Genomic DNA, 18,791 nt, shown 5'->3' on the forward strand with positions numbered 1-18,791 from the left:
TTTGATGAAGACCCTGCCAACAACAGCAAAAGCGATCGTCATAGGCGGCGGCATCATCGGGTGCTCCACGGCCTATCACCTTGCCAAGCTCGGCTGGACGGATACCGTTCTTCTGGAGCGCAAGAAGCTGACCTCGGGGACAACGTTCCATGCCGCGGGCCTTGTCGGCCAGCTGCGGACGAGCGCCAATATTACCCAGCTGCTCGGCTATTCCGTCGGCCTCTACAAGGAACTCGAAGCCGAGACGGGGCTTGCCACCGGCTGGAAGATGAATGGCGGCCTGCGGGTTGCCTGCAATGAAGAGCGGTGGACCGAGGTCAAGCGCCAGGCGACGACAGCGCAATCCTTTGGTCTCGAGATGCAGCTGCTGACGCCTAGGGAAGCACAGGATCTCTGGCCGCTGATGGAGATCGACGATCTCGTCGGCGCGGCCTATCTCCCGACCGACGGCCAAGCCAATCCCTCCGACATCACCCAGGCGCTGGCCAAGGGTGCAAGGATGGCCGGCGCCTCGATCTTCGAGGACACCGAAGTTCTCGATATCGAGATCGACAAGGGCCGCATCCGCGCCGTTGTGACAGACAAGGGCCGCATCGAGTGCGAGCGGGTCGTCGTCTGCGCCGGGCAGTGGACGCGCGCCTTCGCCGCCCGTTTCGGCGTCAACGTGCCGCTTGTCTCGGTCGAGCATCAATATGTCATCACCGAATCCTTCGGCGTTCCTTCCAATCTGCCGACGCTGCGCGATCCCGATCGGCTGACCTATTACAAGGAAGAGGTCGGTGGACTGGTCATGGGCGGCTACGAGCCTAATCCCATTGCATGGGCGGTCGACGGCATTCCTGAAAATTTCCACTATTCTCTGCTCGATTCCAATTTCGACCATTTCAACCAGATCATGGAGCAGGCGCTCGGGCGCGTGCCGGCGCTTCAGACTGTCGGCGTCAAGCAGCTGCTCAACGGCCCGGAGAGCTTCACGCCCGATGGCAATTTCATCCTTGGCGAGGCACCGGAGCTGAAGAACTTCTTCGTCGGCGCCGGCTTCAATGCCTTTGGCATTGCGTCGGCCGGTGGCGCCGGCATGGCGCTGGCCGAATGGGTGTCGAAAGGCGAGCCCCCCTACGACCTCTGGCCGGCGGATATCCGTCGCTTCGGCCGTCCGCATTTCGATACGGACTGGGTGCGCACCCGTACGCTGGAAGCCTATGGCAAGCACTACACGATGGCATGGCCGTTCGAGGAGCATTCCAGCGGCCGGCCCTGCCGCAAGTCGCCGCTTTACGACCGGCTGAAGGCGCAGGGCGCCTGTTTCGGCGAGAAGCTCGGCTGGGAGCGGCCGAACTGGTTTGCGGATCTCTTTGCCGGCGAGGAGCCGAAGGATATATACAGCTATGCCAGGCAGAACTGGTTCGATGCCGTCGGCCGCGAGCACAGATCGACGCGCGAGGCTGCCGTCATCTTCGACCAGACCTCGTTTGCGAAGTTCCTGCTCAAGGGGCGCGATGCGGAAGCGGCGATCTCGTGGATCGCCTCCAACGATGTCGCACGGCCGGTTGGTTCGCTTGTCTACACGCAGATGCTAAACGACAAGGGCGGCATCGAGTGCGACGTGACGGTTGCGCGCATCGCCGAGGATGAGTTTTACATCACGACAGGCACGGGTTTCGCGACCCACGACTTCGACTGGATCTCGAAGAATATCCCGGCCGATCTGCATGCCGAGCTGGTCGACATCACCTCCGCCCATTCCGTCCTGTCGCTGATGGGACCGAAGTCGCGCGTCATTCTCGAAGCGGTCACACATGCGGATATCTCCAACGCGAGCTTCCCTTTCGGCACCGTCCGCACGATCGGGATTGCCGGGTGCCCGGTCAGGGCCTTGCGCATCACCTATGTCGGTGAACTCGGCTATGAGCTGCATGTACCGATCGAATATGCTGCGACCGTCTATGATGCGCTGATGATAGCGGGGCGGGACCACGGGCTCGTCAATGCCGGCTATAGGGCAATCGAGAGCTGCCGGCTGGAAAAGGGTTATCGCGCCTGGGGATCGGATATCGGGCCGGATCATACGCCTGTCGAGGCCGGTCTCGCCTGGGCGGTGAAGATGAGGAAGAACATCGCCTTCCGTGGCCGCGATGCGATCGAGCGCCAGCTCGCAACGGGCGTGCGCAAGATGCTCGCCTGCTTCGTGCCGGATGATCCCGATGTGGTGCTGCTTGGCCGAGAGACGATCTACCGGGACGGCAAGCGCGTCGGTTGGCTTTCCAGCGGCGGCTTCGGCTACACGGTCGGCAAACCGATCGGCTATGGTTATGTGCGCGATCCCGAGGGCGTCACAGAGGACTTCGTTCTGTCAGGAACCTACGAACTCGACGTTGCCAGGCAGCGCGTGCCATGCAAGGTGTCGATGAAGCCGCTCTATGATCCTGACATGCTGAGGATCAAGGCTTAAAACCTGTGACTCGTCGCCGCCTGGCGTGTGCTTTTCTTGACTCGGCAAGCTATTCGTCCTCAATCGGTTGACGGTTGAAAAGACGGAGCAGCGCGACATGGCAGAGGCAGGTGTCAAGCTGGAGGAGAGCTGGCGAGCAGCGTTGTCGCATGAATTCGCAAGCCCCTACATGCATCAGCTGAAAACGTTTCTTGTCGAGGAAAAGGAGCGCGGCAAAAGCATTTTTCCGCGCGGCCCGGAATATTTTCGAGCGCTCGATCTGACGCCGATCTCTGATGTAAAAGTCGTCATCCTCGGGCAGGATCCCTATCATGGGCTCGGGCAGGCGCATGGCCTCTGCTTCAGCGTCAGGCCGGGTGTCCGCATCCCGCCGTCGCTGGTCAATATCTACAAGGAAATGGAGAGCGATCTCGGAATCCCTCCGGCGCGCCACGGCTTTCTCGAGAGCTGGGCGAAACAGGGCGTGCTCCTGCTCAACAGCGTGCTGACCGTCGAGGAGTCCCGCGCGGCGTCGCACCAGGGCAAGGGCTGGGAACGCTTTACTGATGCTGTCATCCGCACGGTCAACGATGAATGCGATGCCGTCGTCTTCATGCTCTGGGGCTCCTATGCGCAGAAGAAGGCCGCTTTCGTCGACACAGCGAAGCATCTGGTGCTGAAGGCACCACACCCATCGCCGCTTTCAGCCCATAACGGTTTCTTCGGCAGCAGGCACTTTTCCAAGGCGAATGCATTTCTCAAATCGCGCGGCCGCGAGGCGATCGATTGGGCACTGCCGCAGGATCCTGGCGGTCATTGAGTAACTGCTGCCGGCCGAGGGGCCGATCGGCCGTGGATGCAGACCAAGGGAGAAGGGGGATTTCATGCTCATTATCTTCGGTGGTTTACCCGGCAGCGGAAAAACCACGACTGCGCGCGCTCTCGCCGCGCGCATGGAGGGTGTGTATGTGCGGGTCGATACGATCGAGCAGGCGATCCGGCGCTCAGACGTGCTGAAGGGGGAGGTAGGCCCGGCTGGCTATGTCGTGGCCTACAGTGTTGCCGAAGACAATCTCAGCCTCGGCCGAACCGTCGTTGCCGACTCGGTCAATTCCATTCAGATAACGCGGGATGCCTGGCTGGATGTCGCCAAGCGTTGCAACGTGCCGGCGGTCGAAATCGAGGTCATTTGTTCGGACAAAGCCGAGCATCGCCGTCGTGCCGAAACGCGCCCCACCGACATCGAAGGCCTGGTGAAACCGACATGGCAGGAGACGGTGGCCAGGGAGTATGATGATTGGGGCGGCCGCGCCATCGTGGTCGACACGGCAGCAAGGGGTGTTGACGAGATCGTCGCTGACCTCGTGGTGCAGCTACGACGTCACGGATTGCGGGACATCTAGGTTCCCATCATTCCTCAATTGGGTATTTTGAACGATCGAATTTCATCGTTCAGTAATTGAAGACAATCCGTTTGGCTCTTCGGGTCTATCCCTGAGGCGTCTGTGGGACCATCTTCTGCCTCATGGAAGCGCCCGACGGTTTCGGGCGAGACAAAGGGGTTTGAAATGCTCGACCAGATCAAGGGCCTGCACCACGTCACGTCGATGGCGGAGGACGCCCGCACCAACAACAAGTTCTTCACGCAGTCGCTCGGTCTGCGCCGGGTGAAGAAGACCGTCAACTTCGATGCGCCGGATGTCTATCACCTTTACTATGGTGACGAGATCGGCACTCCAGGTACCGTCATGACCTATTTTCCATTCGCGAAGATGGCTCGCGGCCGTCCGGGTACCGGCGAAGTCGGTACCACCGTCTTCTCCGTCCCTGATGGCGCGATCGGTTATTGGACCGAAAGGCTCGGCAAGCTCAATGTCGAAGGTCTGAAGACGGACGAATCCTTCGGTCAGAAGCGCCTGCACTTTGCCGGCCCTGACGGTGATGGCTTTGCGCTCGTCGAGGTCAAGGACGACAACCGCCAGCCCTGGACACATGGCGGCGTTGCGGCCGACCAGGCGATCCGCGGCTTTCATTCCGTTGCCATGCGGCTTAGGGACGAGGGCGCGACTGCCGAGCTTCTGAAATACATGGGCTACGAAGTCGTCGACACACATGAAGGCGTCAAGCGCCTGGCAATTCCGGGCGGTAATGGCGCCGACTTCGTCGATCTCGAAACCATGCCGAACATCAACCGGTCTCTGCCGGGTGCCGGTTCGGTCCATCACGTCGCCTTCGCTGTCGAAAACCGCGCAAAGCAGCTCGAAGTGCGCAAGGCTCTGATGGATACCGGCTACCAGGTAACCCCGGTCATCGACCGCGATTACTTCTGGGCGATTTACTTCCGCACGCCGGGCGGCGTGTTGTTCGAGGTCGCAACCAACGAGCCCGGCTTTGACCGCGACGAGGACACGGCCCATCTCGGCGAAGCTCTGAAACTGCCCGAGCAGCACGCGCACCTGCGCACGCTGATCGAACAGCATCTTGAGCCGCTGGAAGGCTAATTTGTTTTGACGCAATTCCGGACGGAAAGCCGCAGCGCGGTTTTCCTGGAATTGCTCTTGTCAGGAGAAACGACATGACCGACCAAGGTTATGTGCACCGGCTGCGGGCCGGTGCACCGGGGAAACCCATTCTCTTCGTCTTTCACGGAACGGGTGGGGACGAAAACCAGTTCTTCGATTTCGGAAGCCGGCTGTTGCCTGACGCGACCGTGGTTTCGCCGCGCGGCGACGTCTCGGAGCATGGCGCAGCCCGCTTCTTCAAGCGCACGGGCGAGGGGGTCTACGACATGGCCGATCTTGCCCGGGCAACCGACAAGATGGCTCGCTACGTCAAGGAACTGGCTGTCGAACACAGTGCATCGCAAGTCCTCGGATTGGGCTTTTCCAACGGCGCCAACATTCTGGCCAACGTGCTCATCGAGCATGGCGGGCTCTTCGATGCGGCGGCGCTGATGCATCCGCTGATCCCTTTCAAGTCGCGTGACAACGCGGCTTTGCAAGGGACGAAGGTCTTGATCACGGCGGGAGAGCGCGATCCGATTTCGCCTGTGCCGCTCACCCAGGCGCTTGCCGACTATTTTGGCCGGCAGAAGGCGGAGACGAAGGTCGAGTGGCATCCGGGCGGCCACGATATCCGCCCGAATGAGATCGAGGCCATCCGTGCTCTCTTTGCTCCCTATGCCTGACCGATCTTGACATAAAATCCGGCGTGGCGGTTTTGCAACCGGCACGCCCGAACGCCTGTCCACGACAGCCGACGGCGCAAGTCTTGCTTGTGGCTCATTCGCTCGCTCGCTAATAGTCGAAGCTTGAAATGGGGGATGCGTCGTGACGCTGGGGGAGCAAAAACAATATCGGCTGGGCGTCGCCTATGTTGCGCTCTCCGCGCTCGCCTGGTCATCGTCGGGCCTTTTCGTCCGCACAATCCACGCCGATTTCCTGACCATTCTCTTCTGCCGTGGCATCGTTTCCGGGCTTGGCGTTTTCGCGCTGTTTTTCTATATCGAACGCCGCCGGGCGTGGCGGATCATCCGGTCGATGCGCGGACCTTCGCTTGCGGCGACCGTGCTTTCCACGGCCGCGATGATCAGCGGCATCGGTTCGATCTATTACACCTCGGTTGCCGATGCGATGGTGATCTATGCGACGGTTCCCTTCGTGACCGCTGGCATCGCCTACCTCTTCATCCACGAACGGCCGAGCCGGACGACGTTGATCGCAAGTGCCGTGGCGCTCGCCGGCGTTATCGTCATGTTGCTGGGCGAGACCGGCGGCGGTGGAAGCTGGCTCGGCAAGGGACTGGCGGCTATCATGTCGCTGACGGTGGCAGGTCTGGCCGTTGTCATGCGCCAGCATCGCGAAGTCCCGATGCTGCCTGCCATGGCGGCGTCCGCTTGGCTCTGCTCCCTCGTCACCTTCTGGTTCGCATCCCCGGGCGCCGTTTCCGTCCATGACCTTGGATTGATCATTGCCTTCGGGCTTGTTCAGAATGCGATGGGGCTTAGCCTTTACACATTCGGCTCGCGCCTTATTCCGGCGGCCGATGCCAGCCTGCTGACCTCGCTGGAAGTGCCGCTCACGCCCCTTTGGGTCTGGATATTCCTCAGCGAAGCGCCGTCCCCTGCAACGATGATCGGCGGCCCGATCGTGCTTCTCGCGCTCTTCGGCCATATATTCCTCGAGGTCCGCAGAAATCGTGTGCCGGCAACGGTGGAGATCGCTTGAAATTCAGGCCGGGCAGCGGATGAAATTTGGCATAGTCGATAGTTTTTATAGAAAATTAAATACCACCGGCTGCTCGTTTAGCGGAATGCGCTTGCTTGAGATGGCAGATGGAGCGAACTAAGTTGAGACCGTTGAAGGCTATGTCGGCCGGATGGGATGACGCTATGAACATGAAGACTTCCGCTTCGATCGAGAGTGCAACACCGTTTGCCGATCCGGAAGCCGTCAAATTCGAGTTTCGCAATGCGATGTCGCGCATGGCGGCGGCCGTTAATATCGTCACGACGAACGGTCCCGGCGGCCTTGCCGGTTTCGCAGCAACCGCCGTCTGCAGCGTCACCGACAGTCCGCCGACGCTGCTCGTCTGCCTCAACCGGACCGCCTCCGTCCATCCCGCGATCTCGGCCAACAGCGTGCTTTGCGTCAACGTCCTGGCGCATGACCATCAGGAACTTTCGCGCCTATTCGGCGGCAAGACGCCGGTTGCAGAGCGCTTTGCGGCTGCGGCATGGTCGGAGCTGGTAACGGGTTCGCCCGTGCTCGACGATGCGCTGGTTTCCTTCGATTGCCGCATCGTCCATCGCGGCGATGGCGGCACGCATGACATTCTGATGTGCGAGGTCGATGCCATCCGTCGTCGCGACGACGGGCAGGGGTTGGTCTATTTCGACCGCAACTATCACCCGGCCGGCTGAGCGGCCGATCGGTTCAATAGTTTTCCAGATACCATTCGACGAAGCGGCGAACGCCTTCCTCGACCTCGATCTTTGGCTTGAAGCCTGTCAGCGCGACCAGCAGATCCGGCACCGCATAGGTGCGGTGCACGTCGCCGGGTTGCATCGGCAGCATGTGGCGGATCGCCGGCTTTCCGAGCGTCGCTTCGATCGTTTCCACGAAATGCATCAGTTCGACCGGCTGGCCGCCGCCGATATTGACGACGCGGAAGGGGGCGTTCTTCGACAAGGTGTCGATCACCGTGTCGGAGGCGATCCGGTTTTCCTCCGACGGCACGACACCGATCAGCCGCACGATGCCTTCGACGAGATCGTCGATATAGGTGAAGTCGCGGCTCATTTTGCCTTCGCCGTAGATCTCGATCGGCCGATCATGCTTCATGGCGTCGACGAACTTGAAGAGCGCCATGTCGGGGCGGCCCCAGGGTCCGTAGACCGTGAAGAAGCGGAAGGCGGTCGTCGGGATGTCGAAGAGATGGGCGTAGCTGTGCGCCATCAACTCCATGCTCTTCTTCGTCGCCGCGTAGATCGTCATCTGCTCGTCGGCCTTGTCGCTTTCGGCAAAGGGGATCTTTTCGTTCGCGCCGTAGACTGACGAGGTCGAGGCGAGCAGCAGGTGCTTCGGCTTCAGTGCCCTTACCAGTTCGAGTATGTTGAACGAGCCGGTCACGTTCGAATCCACGTAGGATTTCGGGTTCTCGAGGCTGTAGCGAACGCCTGCCTGGGCGGCGAGGTGGACGATCACTTCCGGTTCGGCCAGTTCGGCTGCCTTTTCCAGGGCGCCCTTGTCTTCCAGCAGGCCCGTCACGGCCTTGAAGCCGTTCGAGCGGGAAAGGATGGCTACGCGCTTCTCCTTCAGCTTCACGTCGTAATAGGGCGTCATGCCGTCGAAGCCGACGACGAAATGGCCTTCGTCCAGCAGGCGCTTGGCGAGATGGAAGCCGATGAAGCCGGCGGTGCCGGTGATGAGATAGCGCATGATCAGCCTTCCGGAGTTGCCGCAAGATCCATCGCCGGCCTGCCGACGGATGTGTAGGTGAAGCCATGCTTGGCGATTTCGTCGCGACGATAGATGTTCCTGAGGTCGACGAGCAGCGGCGCCTTCATGATCGACTTCAATCGCGCAAAGTCCAGCGCGCGGAACTGGTTCCATTCGGTAACGATAACGACTGCATCCGCGCCCTTGGCAGCGCCATAGGCATCTTCGGCATAGGCGATGCCGTCGATCACCTTGCGGGCATTCTCCATGCCCTCAGGGTCGTAGCCGATGACTGTCGCCCCCGCATCCTGCAGCGTCTGGATGATCGAGATCGCCGGGCTGTCGCGCATGTCGTCGGTGTTCGGCTTGAAGGTGAGGCCGAGCACGGCGATCGTCTTGCCGCGGACTTCGCCGCCGAGTGCTGCGATCACCTTGCGTCCCATTGCGCGCTTTCTGGCGTCGTTGATCGAGATCGTCGTCTCGATCAGGCGCACGGGGCTGTCATAGTCCTGGGCAGTCTTCGCCAGCGCGAGCGTGTCCTTCGGAAAGCACGAGCCGCCATAGCCGGGGCCGGCATGCAGGAACTTCGAACCGATGCGGCCGTCGAGGCCGATGCCGCGTGACACTTCCTGGACATTGGCGCCGACCTTTTCGCAAAGATCTGCCATCTCGTTGATGAAGGTGATCTTCATGGCGAGGAAGGCGTTGGCGGCGTACTTGATCAGCTCCGAGGTGCGGCGTTCGGTGAAGAGCAGCGGCGCCTGGTTGAGGTAGAGCGGTCGGTAGACTTCGGTCATCACAGGGCGGGCGCGATCGTCGTTCAGGCCGATGACGATGCGGTCAGGGCGCTTGAAGTCCTCAATGGCGGCTCCTTCGCGCAGGAATTCCGGATTGGAGACGACGGCGACGTCGGCATCAGGGTTGGTCTCGCGGATGATGCGCTCGACCTCGTCGCCGGTGCCCACAGGGACGGTCGACTTGGTGACGATGACGGTGAAGCCTTTGACATGCTCGGCGATCTCGCGGGCGGCGGCATAGACGTAGGACAGGTCGGCATGGCCGTCGCCGCGGCGCGATGGCGTGCCGACGGCGATGAAGACCACATCGCTCGCAGCCACGCTTTCCCTCACATCGGTCGAGAAGGACAGGCGCCCGGCGCGGACGTTGTCGGCCACCAGATGCTCAAGGCCCGGTTCGAAGATCGGGATCTCTCCGCGCTTCAGCGCATCGATCTTGCCTTCGTCCTTGTCGACGCAGATCACGTCATGGCCGAAATCCGCAAAGCAGACCCCGGATACCAGACCGACATAACCTGAACCAATCATCGTGATGTGCATGAAGCGTCCTCAAACTGCAAAACAGGCGCGGCTTTGGCAGCGGCTGCCGCGACGGCTGCGCTTATACACAGAGTTTGCGGCCTCGCCTATATCGCCATGCCGATGTCCACCTAAGTGTCACGAACATGTCATGAAATTGCCGATTGAAGTAAACGCGCAACCATGACGCCAATTCTTCTATCGGGTTTCGATTCCGGCGCAGTATATCGCTTGAGATTACAATGGCTTTGTCCCATGCTGATTCGTAAAGCAGTCGCGAATATATGCCGCTGGTCATCTTCGATCTTAATATTCTCGAAGGTTGCCGCCGGTGGTTGATGGGGGCGCTGCGGTTGTCGGACCTGCCGGGATAGTCCTCGCGGGTCGGCATCTCGTGGGCGCGGCAATTCGGGAAGGTTGCATGAATTCTGCATTTGCGGTGCGCACGATGCGACCGGGGGAACTGGAACTCGCTCTGGAGTGGGCGCGGCAGGAGGGATGGAATCCCGGTCTCGACGATGCCCTTGCCTTTCATGAGGCCGATCCTTCCGGCTTTTTCGTCGGTGTTCTGGGCAGGCTGCCGGTGGGTTGCATTTCGATCGTCAAGTATAGCGAGAGCTTTGCGTTTCTGGGCCTTTACATAGTCCACCCGGACTTTCGGGGCAGGGGTTACGGCAAGATGCTGTGGGACAAGGCCATGGTCTCGGCTGAGGGCCGCACGGTTGGCCTTGATGGCGTTCCTGCGCAACAGGACAATTACCGTCGCTCCGGTTTCGAACTGGCGTTCCGAACCGTGCGTTACGGCGGCGTTGCCGATGTGCCGAAGCAGCTTTCCGGAAGCCCTGATGTCGTGACGGTATCGCCGGAAAAGCTGGCCGGCTTGTTGCGCTATGATGCTCGCATTTTTCCGGGAGAGCGCCGATCTTTCCTTTCCGCATGGTGCGGCGCGCCGGAGAAGCGGAAATCGGTGACGGTCGGAAGGGGGGGCAATATCCGCGGCTACGGCACCCTCCGTCGTTGCTTCGATGGCTACAAGATTGGTCCCCTGTTTGCGAACGATACCGAGACGGCAAGAGCAATCCTTGGCGCTCTGGCATCGGAGGCAGAGGGTACGCGCGTCTATCTGGATATCCCGGTCGACAATGCCGACGGGATCGCTCTAGCCGAGAGTTTCGGGCTGAAACCGGTCTTCGAAACGGCGCGCATGTATCGCGGTACAATGCCCGCCATGCCACTCAATCGCGTCTTCGGAATTACGACGCTAGAGTTGGGATAAGCCTTGGTCCCCAAGGCATTGGCGAGGCGCTGTTAACCTTAACGGCTGATTAACAGCCTTCTTCTCCCGTCATCTACTTTTCTTATTCCCTGTCGCGAAATACAAAACAGGCGGCTGTCTTTCGTGGGGCTGGACAACCATTGAGGGTTATTTTTATCGATGGAATTCAGCCATGCACGCAATGGAAGCGATCAACCGTCAGACCTGGCGCAACACCTGGGCTTTGCGGGATTACCGCCGCAGCAGCGGCTATCTCAATTTAGGTGAGCGCCGCGCCTTCGAGGCCAGTGCCTTCGACATGCGCCGAGGTCGGGGCCAGGGTAGGGTCCTTGATATCGGCGTTGGCGGTGGCAGGACGGCAGGGCTGCTGCGTGACGTGGCGGCGACCTATCTCGGCATCGACTATACGGCGGAGATGGTGCAATCGGCGCGCCAGAACCATCCGGACCTGCGCTTCGAGCAAATGGATGCGCGCGACCTTTCGGCATTGGCGGATCGCTCCTTCGATCTGGTGGTGTTCAGCTACAATGGTATCGATTCCGTCGACGCGGCCGGGCGGCGGGCAATCCTGTCGGAAGTGTCACGCGTGCTTGCGCCCGGTGGCTCCTTCGTCTTCTCGACCTTTCATCGCGATTGGCAGGGTTTTCAGGAGAGAATCGATTATTGCCGTCTCGAATGGACGCCCAATCCGGTGAAGCTAGGCTTCCGCACGTTTCGCTATGTCGAGGGCCGGATATTCGGGAGCCTGCGCATGCGCCGCTTCAGTGCGCTCGAGGAGCGGACGGGCGAACATGCCATTCTTCTGCACGGCGCCCATGATTTCGGCGTCATGGTCTATGCGACGACGCCGGTGCAGTTGCAGGCGCAGTTGTCTGAGGCCGGTTTCGAAACGCCGGCGCTTCTCTTCGACATTGATGGGAGTATCATTGGCTCCGTAGCGTCGAGCGATAACGAGTATTTTCATGTGGTGACGCGCAAGCCCATTCTGACATGAGGCTGAATGGGGGATCGAGACAGGGTTCACAATTGGGCCGGTTTTCCCCGAAAGAGACCGGGAAAAAGCCTGCATTGTCATGCAAAAAGCCCATTCTGATGGGATTGAAGGGTCGCTTTCGCAAAAACAAAGCTTTATAGATGCGCGGGTTTGAGCAAGGCGCAAAACATGCGCGGTAAGCGGGATTAGCTAAATGACGAATGTAGTCGTGATCGGTTCGCAATGGGGTGACGAAGGCAAGGGCAAGATTGTCGATTGGCTTTCGGAACGTGCGGATGTGATCGTGCGCTTTCAAGGCGGCCATAATGCTGGCCATACGCTGGTCGTGGATGGGGTGAGCTACAAGCTTGCGCTTCTGCCTTCCGGCCTCGTCCGTGGCAAGCTGAGTGTCATCGGCAATGGCGTTGTCGTCGACCCGCATCATTTCGTCGCCGAAGTCGAGAAGCTGCGTGCCCAGGGTGTTGCTGTTACGCCTGAGGTGCTGCGCATCGCCGAGAACGCGCCGCTGATCCTGTCGCTGCATCGTGACCTCGACGCCCTGCGCGAGGATGCCGCCTCCAACAGCGGCACCAAGATCGGCACCACGCGCCGCGGCATCGGCCCGGCCTACGAGGACAAGGTCGGCCGCCGCGCTATCCGCGTCATCGACCTAGCCGAGCCGGAAACGCTGCCCGCAAAGATCGACCGGCTGCTGACGCACCACAATGCTCTTCGCCGCGGCATGGGCCTCGACGAGATTTCCTTCGATGCGCTGCATGAAGAGCTGACCTCAGTTGCCCATCACATCCTGCCTTACGTCGACCAGGTCTGGCGCCTGCTCGACGAAAAGCGCAAGGCCGGTGCGCGCATCTTGTTCGAGGGCGCTCAGGGCGCGCTGCTCGATAACGATCATGGCACCTATCCCTATGTCACCTCTTCCAACACGGTTGCAGGCCAGGCAGCTGCCGGATCTGGCCTCGGGCCGACGGCGCTCGGCTATATCCTTGGCATCACCAAGGCCTATACGACCCGCGTCGGCGAGGGACCGTTCCCCTGCGAGCTGCATGACGAGATCGGCAAGCATCTGGCGACCGTCGGCCGCGAAGTGGGCGTCAATACCGGGCGTCCGCGCCGTTGCGGCTGGTTCGATGCGGTTCTGGTGCGCCAGACCGTAAAGACCTCGGGTATTACGGGCATCGCGCTCACCAAGCTCGACGTACTCGACGGATTGGAAGAGCTGAAGATCTGCGTCGGCTACAAACTGGACGGCAAGGAGATCGACTACCTGCCGGCAAGCCAGGCGGCACAGGCACGGGTGGAGCCAATCTACATCACGCTCGAAGGTTGGAAGGAATCGACCGTCGGCGCGCGCAAGTGGGCCGATCTTCCCGCCCAGGCGATCAAATATGTCCGGCAGGTGGAAGAGCTGATCGGCACGCCGGTGGCGTTGCTTTCGACCAGCCCCGAGCGCGAAGACACCATACTTGTGACCGATCCGTTTGAGGATTAATGTCGCGGATTAACAAGGAATCCCTGTCCGGTTTTGGGTCGGACATCATGAGAAAGTGCTGATGGCGGATTTTGTAGCAGTCATTCGGCGGGCCGTTGACGGTCTGTCTGACAATACACCGGAAATGCGAGTCAAGGTCTACGAGCGTGCACGCGGCGCTGTGCAGCGGCAGCTCGAGAGCATGAAGCCGCGTCCGCCGGAAACAATGCTGCAGCGCCAGCTTGAAAAGTTGGATGCCGCCATCAGGGATGTCGAGGCTGAATATGCCGAGGCGCTGCCCGTCGCGGAAGAGCCGCCTGCTGAAGAGCCGCCCGCCGAAGAACTGACACTTCAGGAACAGCCCCAGCCTGTCGAAGAGCACTATGCTGCCGAGCCCGAAGCTCCTGTGCAACATGAGGAGCCGGTTGCGCCTCATTACGAAGAGCCCGAGCCGGTTCGCGCCGCAGAAGAGGAACCTCAGGCCTGGCATGCGCCCGCCGAGGAAAACCGGGCGGTAGAGGAATGGCACGCCGCGCGGCCGCAGGAGGTTGAGGCAGCACCAGTCGAGGAGCCGCCAGCCGAGGAGCCGCAAATCGAGGAGACGCCAGCCGCTGCTTATCAGCCGCCGGAAGAGCTTCACGATGTGCCCGAAATTGCCCGGCATGAGGAGCGCGTCGAGCCGAGCCAACACGTCGAGCCTATCCACGAAGAGTGGCCGCAACAGCCGCAGGCCGAAATTCAATATTCGGTTGACGACGAACACCATCGGCTGACCGAAGTCGCTGCGGAAGAGGCAGCGACACTGCCGCGGGCGGAATTCATCACGGAGCCGCTCTATGCGGATGGCAGCGGTCGTCTTGAAGACGTATGGGCCGAGCAGGCCGCTCCTGCCGTCGAGAGCCGGACGGAGGAGCCTGCGCATAGTTGGGCGCCTGAGCCAGAGGTAGAGGTCGCTCCCGAGCCGCGGATTGCGGCCGTGGACGCTCCTCGGCCTATTCTTGCCTTCAGCGATCCCCTGGCTGATTTGGATACCCCGGTTCAAAGGCCCGTCGCCGCAAAAGCGGCTGCAGAGCCCTTTGCCTGGGATGCGGATGCGTTCGACGAGCTGCCGCCAATCCCCCCGGCGAAGAAGCCGGCGGAGCCGGTTGCGCTCGGCGATTTCGACGACGTCGATCTTTTTGCCGACGTGCACAATACTCCCGCAAAGCCGGCCCCGAAGAATGATGTTCCAGGCGACGGCTGGCGTGAGCTGAAGGAACTTGCGGGCTACGACAGATTCGGCAGCGATGACCAGGTTTCGTCGACATCGGTGCCGCCAGACCTCGACGCGGTCACGGTCTCCAAGCTGCAGGGCAAGAGCTACCGCATGGAACCGAAGCGTCGGCGCTTCGGCATCAAGGGTATTTTGCTGACGCTCATCGGTCTCGCCATCGTCGGCGGCGCCGGCTATGCGGCATGGCAAAATCGCAATGCCATCAACGGCATGGTCGCAGGTCTGATCAGCTCGGCGCCGAAGACGGCGACAGTTGTCGACAGCAAGCCTGCGACACCGGCGGCTAACACGGCAGCCAATACACCGTCGACGCCGGCCCAGGCCAACAGTGGCGCCGCCGCAAAGCCGGCAACAGGCAATACCGATGTCGCTTCGGCCGACACGGACAACACGGTGAATACCAAGTTCACCCAGCGGCTGATGGCCAATGGCAATGAGGTCGACGACGGGCCCGCACCGGCTCCCAGCCAGTCGCAGGTCGCCGAGGGCAAATCGGTCGCGCAGCAGAATATAGCCGCTGCCCCTGTTCCTGCTCCCGCTCCGGCAGCGTCCGCTCAGCCGAACGTAGCCCCGCCCGCACCTGCAGCACCTGCTCCTCAGCCGCAATCGAACGCAGCGCCGGCAGCGACGCCGCCGGCAGGAGGCGATCCCGCCGCGCCGGCACAGGCTGCAGCAGCCGCCAATGCTGCCACTCCGGCTGCGACCGGCGATGCGGCGACTGCAGCAGCGGCCTCGCAGCAGACGGCCCCGGTCGGTTCGGAAAAGATGTTCCTCTATGAGGAGCGCATCGGTCAGACCTCGCCAACCGCGATCGAAGGTTCGGTCACCTGGACGCTGCAACAGGAAAAAGGAACGGACGGCCGTCCTGAACCTTCCGTTCAGGGCAGCATCTCCGTGCCTGAACGTGGCCTGACCGCCATGATCACCTTCAAGCGCAACTCGGATCCGTCGCTACCCGCAAGCCATCTGGTTGAGCTGGTTTTCTCGGTACCGCCGAATTTTGAAGGGGGCAGTATCGATAGCGTCCAGCGCATTGCCATGAAGGCGACCGAGCAGGATCGCGGCGATCCGCTGATTGCAGTCCCTGCCAAGATCACCGACGATTTCCACATGGTGGCGCTCAACGACTTCCCGGATGCCCGCAAAACCAATCTGGATCTGCTGCGCAGCCGCGACTGGATCGATATCCCGGTCACCTATCGCAACGGCCGCCGTGCACTGCTGACGATGGAAAAGGGCCAGACCGGCACCGACGATTTCAATAAGGCGATCACCGCCTGGGCAGCGCTTGGAGATGTTTCCAGCAGCCAGTAGCGGCTCGTGATATCTAAGAATCAAAAAGGCGGACCGCCATGCGGTCCGCCTTTTGTTTTTGTCGAATGATGTGCAGGGCCGCTTAAGCCGTGGCTTCCACGACCCGCAGCGCCTTCGCGCGCTCCAGAGCATCCTTGCGGACGGCATCCTGGACCTTCTCGAAGGCACGGACCTCGATCTGGCGCACGCGCTCGCGGCTGATGTCGAATTCGGACGACAGGTCTTCCAGCGTGACCGGCTCATCGGCAAGGCGACGGGCCTCGAAGATGCGGCGTTCACGATCGTTGAGCACGCTCATGGCCTTGGACAGCATGCGGCGGCGCGTATCGAGTTCGTCTTGCTCGATCAGCACGTCTTCCTGGCTGTCGTGATCGTCGACGAGCCAATCCTGCCACTGGCCGGAATCACCCTCCGCAGCCTTGATCGGAGCGTTCAGCGAAGCGTCGCCCGAGAGGCGGCGGTTCATCGAAACGACTTCTTCTTCAGACACGTTCAGCTTCGTTGCAATTTCCGCAACGTGCTCCGGCTTGAGATCGCCTTCATCGATCGCCTGGATGCGGCCCTTGAGGCGGCGCAGGTTGAAGAACAGGCGCTTCTGGTTGGCAGTCGTGCCCATCTTCACCAGAGACCACGAGCGCAGGATATATTCCTGGATCGAAGCCTTGATCCACCACATCGCATAGGTCGCCAGACGGAAACCGCGCTCCGGGTCGAATTTCTTGACGGCCTGCATCAGGCCGACATTGCCTTCGGACACGACTTCGCCAATCGGCAGGCCGTAGCCGCGATAGCCCATGGCAATCTTCGCCACGAGGCGCAGATGGCTGGTGACGAGCTTGTGGGCAGCCTGACGATCGCCATGCTCGGCATAGCGCTTGGCAAGCATGTATTCTTCCTGCGGTTCCAGCATCGGGAACTTACGGATTTCGTCGAGATAACGATTGAGACCGGCTTCGCCGGCCGTGATGGACGGCAAGGTATTACGGGCCATGAATGCACCCTCCTATTTCCAGAATTCAACCCCTCTAGCGGGCGCGGGGAGCGCCCCTCACGAAGCAGGCTGAGACGTGCAGGTCAGCTAGACCCCGCACTAAGTCCATATACAGATAAGTACGGCAAAACAGTGATTCAAGGTCGGTTTCACGCAATGGTGACCCCGGTGTGACTGGTTTCGTCCCACCGCTATTTCGCGCAGCTATTGCAGTTTCTGCGCTTCCCAGTCTTGTCGAAAACGATCACCCATTTCGGAAAATCGCCGTCGATTGCCGGAAGCTTGGGGGCATTATAGTCCCCCGGGGCGCTTCGGTCCAGCCACAGGGCGGGTTAACCGCGGAGTGCTGCCGCCAGCTCTTCCATGTCTTCGGGCAACGGAGTCTCGAAGCGCATGACTTCGCCAGTGCGGGGATGTTCGAACTGCAGCATGTAGGCATGCAGCGCCTGACGCTGGAAGCGGTTGACCACTTCGCGGGCTCCGTCCGGCAGCAGGTTCGCCTTGGTCTTGAAGCCGGCGCCATAGGTGGTGTCGCCGAGCAGCGGATGGCCGATATGGGCCATGTGCACGCGGATCTGATGGGTGCGGCCGGTCTCGAGGTGGCATTCCACAAGGGCGGCAAGCGCGGTGGCATCCGGCGCTTCGTGGAAGCGCTCGAGCACTTCGTAATGGGTGATCGCCTCGTCGGCATCCCGCGTGCCGGGTTTCTTGACCGTACGCTTCGTCCGGTCGGTGTTCGAGCGGCCGAGGGGAGCATCGATCGTGCCGATCAGTTGGCGCGGACGTCCCCAGACGATCGCCTGGTAGGCGCGCTCGAGCTGCGTGGTGCGGCCGTGATCGGCGAACTGTTCGGAAAGATGGCGATGGGCCGTGTCGTTCTTGGCGACGACCATGACGCCCGTCGTGTCCTTGTCGAGGCGGTGAACGATGCCGGGCCGACGCACGCCACCGATGCCGGAAAGGCCTTCGCCGCAGTGATGGATCAGCGCGTTGACCAGCGTGCCCGTCCAATTGCCGGCACCGGGATGGACGACCAAGCCAAATGGTTTGGAGATGACGATGAGATCATCGTCCTCGTAGAGCACGTCGAGCGGAATGTCCTCGCCCTGCGGGGTCGGGTCTTCCGGCTCGGGGAGGGCGATCTCATAGGCGTCGCCGGGGCGCACCTTGCGGCTGGCGTCGGTGACGGGCTTTCCGTTCAGCAGGACCGCACCTTCGTTGACCATTGCCTTGACGCGGCTGCGCGAGAATTCCTCGCCGAGTTTTCCGGTCAGCCAGGCATCGAGCCGGCCTTCAGCGGTTTCGTCGGCGGTTAGGACTTTTCTATTGTCCGCAGCTTCTTTAAAGGGGTCGCTCAACTCTTTCTCCAGCGCCGGAAGCGCTCACAAGGAACAAGGACGCATCGATGACGAATTTCGAGCCAGACGATCAGGAGGAAAAGCCTCTCGATCCGGCCCTGGAAAATGTTCGACGCAAGATGGTGCGACTGCAGATCGTCTCCGTCGCCATCATGGTGGTGAGCCTTATGGCGGTCTTCGGCGCCGTTGTCTACAAGACGATGCGCCCGGCCCCGAAGGCTGTGGCGGCGACAACGGCTGACGTGCCTTCCGATGCGCCTGTTGCGGCCACCGCTGCTCTGCCGCAGGGATTTACGGTTCAATCCGTGGCGCTTTCGGGCCGCCAGGTGCTGTTCTACGGCGCGACGGCTGCCGGCCAGCACCAGGCGATCGTCTTCGACTATGGCATCGGCAGGATCGTCGCGACGATTTCTCTCGCCGGCAACTGACGG

General features: G+C 61.2%; 16 protein-coding genes. 12 read left to right on the forward strand and 4 right to left on the reverse strand.

The annotated features are described in order from the left end of the window. The first annotated feature begins 1 nt into the window (after position 1). From EV561_RS05870 to EV561_RS05900, 7 genes are all read left to right on the forward strand, one after another. Complete coding sequence (locus EV561_RS05870; protein ID WP_207910504.1) at positions 2–2,452, forward strand: FAD-dependent oxidoreductase; 2,451 nt, start codon at positions 2–4, stop codon at positions 2,450–2,452. Between the two features lie 97 nt (positions 2,453–2,549). After that, a complete protein-coding gene (ung, locus tag EV561_RS05875) occupies positions 2,550–3,251 on the forward strand; it encodes a uracil-DNA glycosylase (protein ID WP_132518598.1) in 702 nt (233 codons plus the stop codon). Between the two features lie 64 nt (positions 3,252–3,315). Further along, positions 3,316–3,834 (forward strand): AAA family ATPase, encoded by a 519-nt coding sequence (locus EV561_RS05880; RefSeq protein ID WP_132518600.1) that lies wholly within the window; start codon positions 3,316–3,318, stop codon positions 3,832–3,834. A gap of 165 nt (positions 3,835–3,999) precedes the next feature. Next, positions 4,000–4,932 carry a VOC family protein gene (locus EV561_RS05885; RefSeq protein ID WP_132518602.1) on the forward strand — a complete coding sequence of 311 codons (933 nt, stop codon included), beginning with the start codon at positions 4,000–4,002 and terminating at the stop codon, positions 4,930–4,932. 74 nt (positions 4,933–5,006) lie between these two features. Next, a complete protein-coding gene (locus EV561_RS05890; RefSeq protein ID WP_132518604.1) occupies positions 5,007–5,618 on the forward strand; it encodes an alpha/beta hydrolase in 612 nt (203 codons plus the stop codon). Positions 5,619–5,760: 142 nt separating this feature from the next. Continuing rightward, entirely contained in the window at positions 5,761–6,657 is an 897-nt protein-coding gene (locus EV561_RS05895) for a DMT family transporter (RefSeq protein WP_132518606.1), read from the forward strand. Between the two features lie 164 nt (positions 6,658–6,821). Beyond that, on the forward strand, positions 6,822–7,352 hold the full coding sequence (locus tag EV561_RS05900; protein WP_132518608.1) for a flavin reductase: 531 nt from the start codon (positions 6,822–6,824) through the stop codon (positions 7,350–7,352). A gap of 13 nt (positions 7,353–7,365) precedes the next feature. Here EV561_RS05900 and EV561_RS05905 read toward each other — a convergent pair whose 3' ends face one another. Both EV561_RS05905 and EV561_RS05910 read right to left on the reverse strand, forming a co-directional pair. Then, positions 7,366–8,370 (reverse strand): NAD-dependent epimerase, encoded by a 1,005-nt coding sequence (locus EV561_RS05905; RefSeq protein WP_132518610.1) that lies wholly within the window; start codon positions 8,368–8,370, stop codon positions 7,366–7,368. A 2-nt stretch (positions 8,371–8,372) separates the two neighbouring features. Next, positions 8,373–9,707 carry a UDP-glucose/GDP-mannose dehydrogenase family protein gene (locus EV561_RS05910; RefSeq protein ID WP_132518612.1) on the reverse strand — a complete coding sequence of 445 codons (1,335 nt, stop codon included), beginning with the start codon at positions 9,705–9,707 and terminating at the stop codon, positions 8,373–8,375. A 400-nt stretch (positions 9,708–10,107) separates the two neighbouring features. Here EV561_RS05910 and EV561_RS05915 point away from each other — a divergent pair, with 400 nt between their 5' ends. From EV561_RS05915 to EV561_RS05930, 4 genes are all read left to right on the forward strand, one after another. Continuing rightward, a complete protein-coding gene (locus EV561_RS05915; RefSeq protein ID WP_132518614.1) occupies positions 10,108–10,962 on the forward strand; it encodes a GNAT family N-acetyltransferase in 855 nt (284 codons plus the stop codon). A 172-nt stretch (positions 10,963–11,134) separates the two neighbouring features. Beyond that, a complete protein-coding gene (locus tag EV561_RS05920; RefSeq protein ID WP_132518616.1) occupies positions 11,135–11,956 on the forward strand; it encodes a class I SAM-dependent methyltransferase in 822 nt (273 codons plus the stop codon). A gap of 193 nt (positions 11,957–12,149) precedes the next feature. Then, a complete protein-coding gene (locus tag EV561_RS05925; protein ID WP_132518618.1) occupies positions 12,150–13,445 on the forward strand; it encodes an adenylosuccinate synthase in 1,296 nt (431 codons plus the stop codon). 61 nt (positions 13,446–13,506) lie between these two features. After that, positions 13,507–16,011, forward strand: coding sequence for a hypothetical protein (locus EV561_RS05930; RefSeq protein WP_132518620.1), 2,505 nt, complete (start codon positions 13,507–13,509; stop codon positions 16,009–16,011). Between the two features lie 82 nt (positions 16,012–16,093). Here the strand turns inward: EV561_RS05930 and rpoH are convergent, their stop codons facing one another. Together rpoH and EV561_RS05940 are read right to left on the reverse strand one after the other, a co-directional pair. Then, complete coding sequence (gene rpoH / locus EV561_RS05935) at positions 16,094–17,002, reverse strand: RNA polymerase sigma factor RpoH (RefSeq protein WP_132518622.1); 909 nt, start codon at positions 17,000–17,002, stop codon at positions 16,094–16,096. Between the two features lie 332 nt (positions 17,003–17,334). Then, the gene (locus EV561_RS05940; RefSeq protein ID WP_132518624.1) at positions 17,335–18,360 is read right to left on the reverse strand and encodes an RluA family pseudouridine synthase; all 1,026 of its coding nucleotides are present in this window, start codon (positions 18,358–18,360) and stop codon (positions 17,335–17,337) included. Positions 18,361–18,407: 47 nt separating this feature from the next. On the opposite strand from EV561_RS05940, the gene EV561_RS05945 reads away from it, so the two are divergent. After that, on the forward strand, positions 18,408–18,788 hold the full coding sequence (locus EV561_RS05945) for a hypothetical protein (RefSeq protein WP_132518626.1): 381 nt from the start codon (positions 18,408–18,410) through the stop codon (positions 18,786–18,788). The last annotated feature ends 3 nt before the right edge of the window (positions 18,789–18,791 follow it).

Origin of the sequence: Rhizobium sp. BK376 (genome assembly GCF_004341625.1) — a bacterium.
Taxonomy (GTDB): domain Bacteria; phylum Pseudomonadota; class Alphaproteobacteria; order Rhizobiales; family Rhizobiaceae; genus Rhizobium.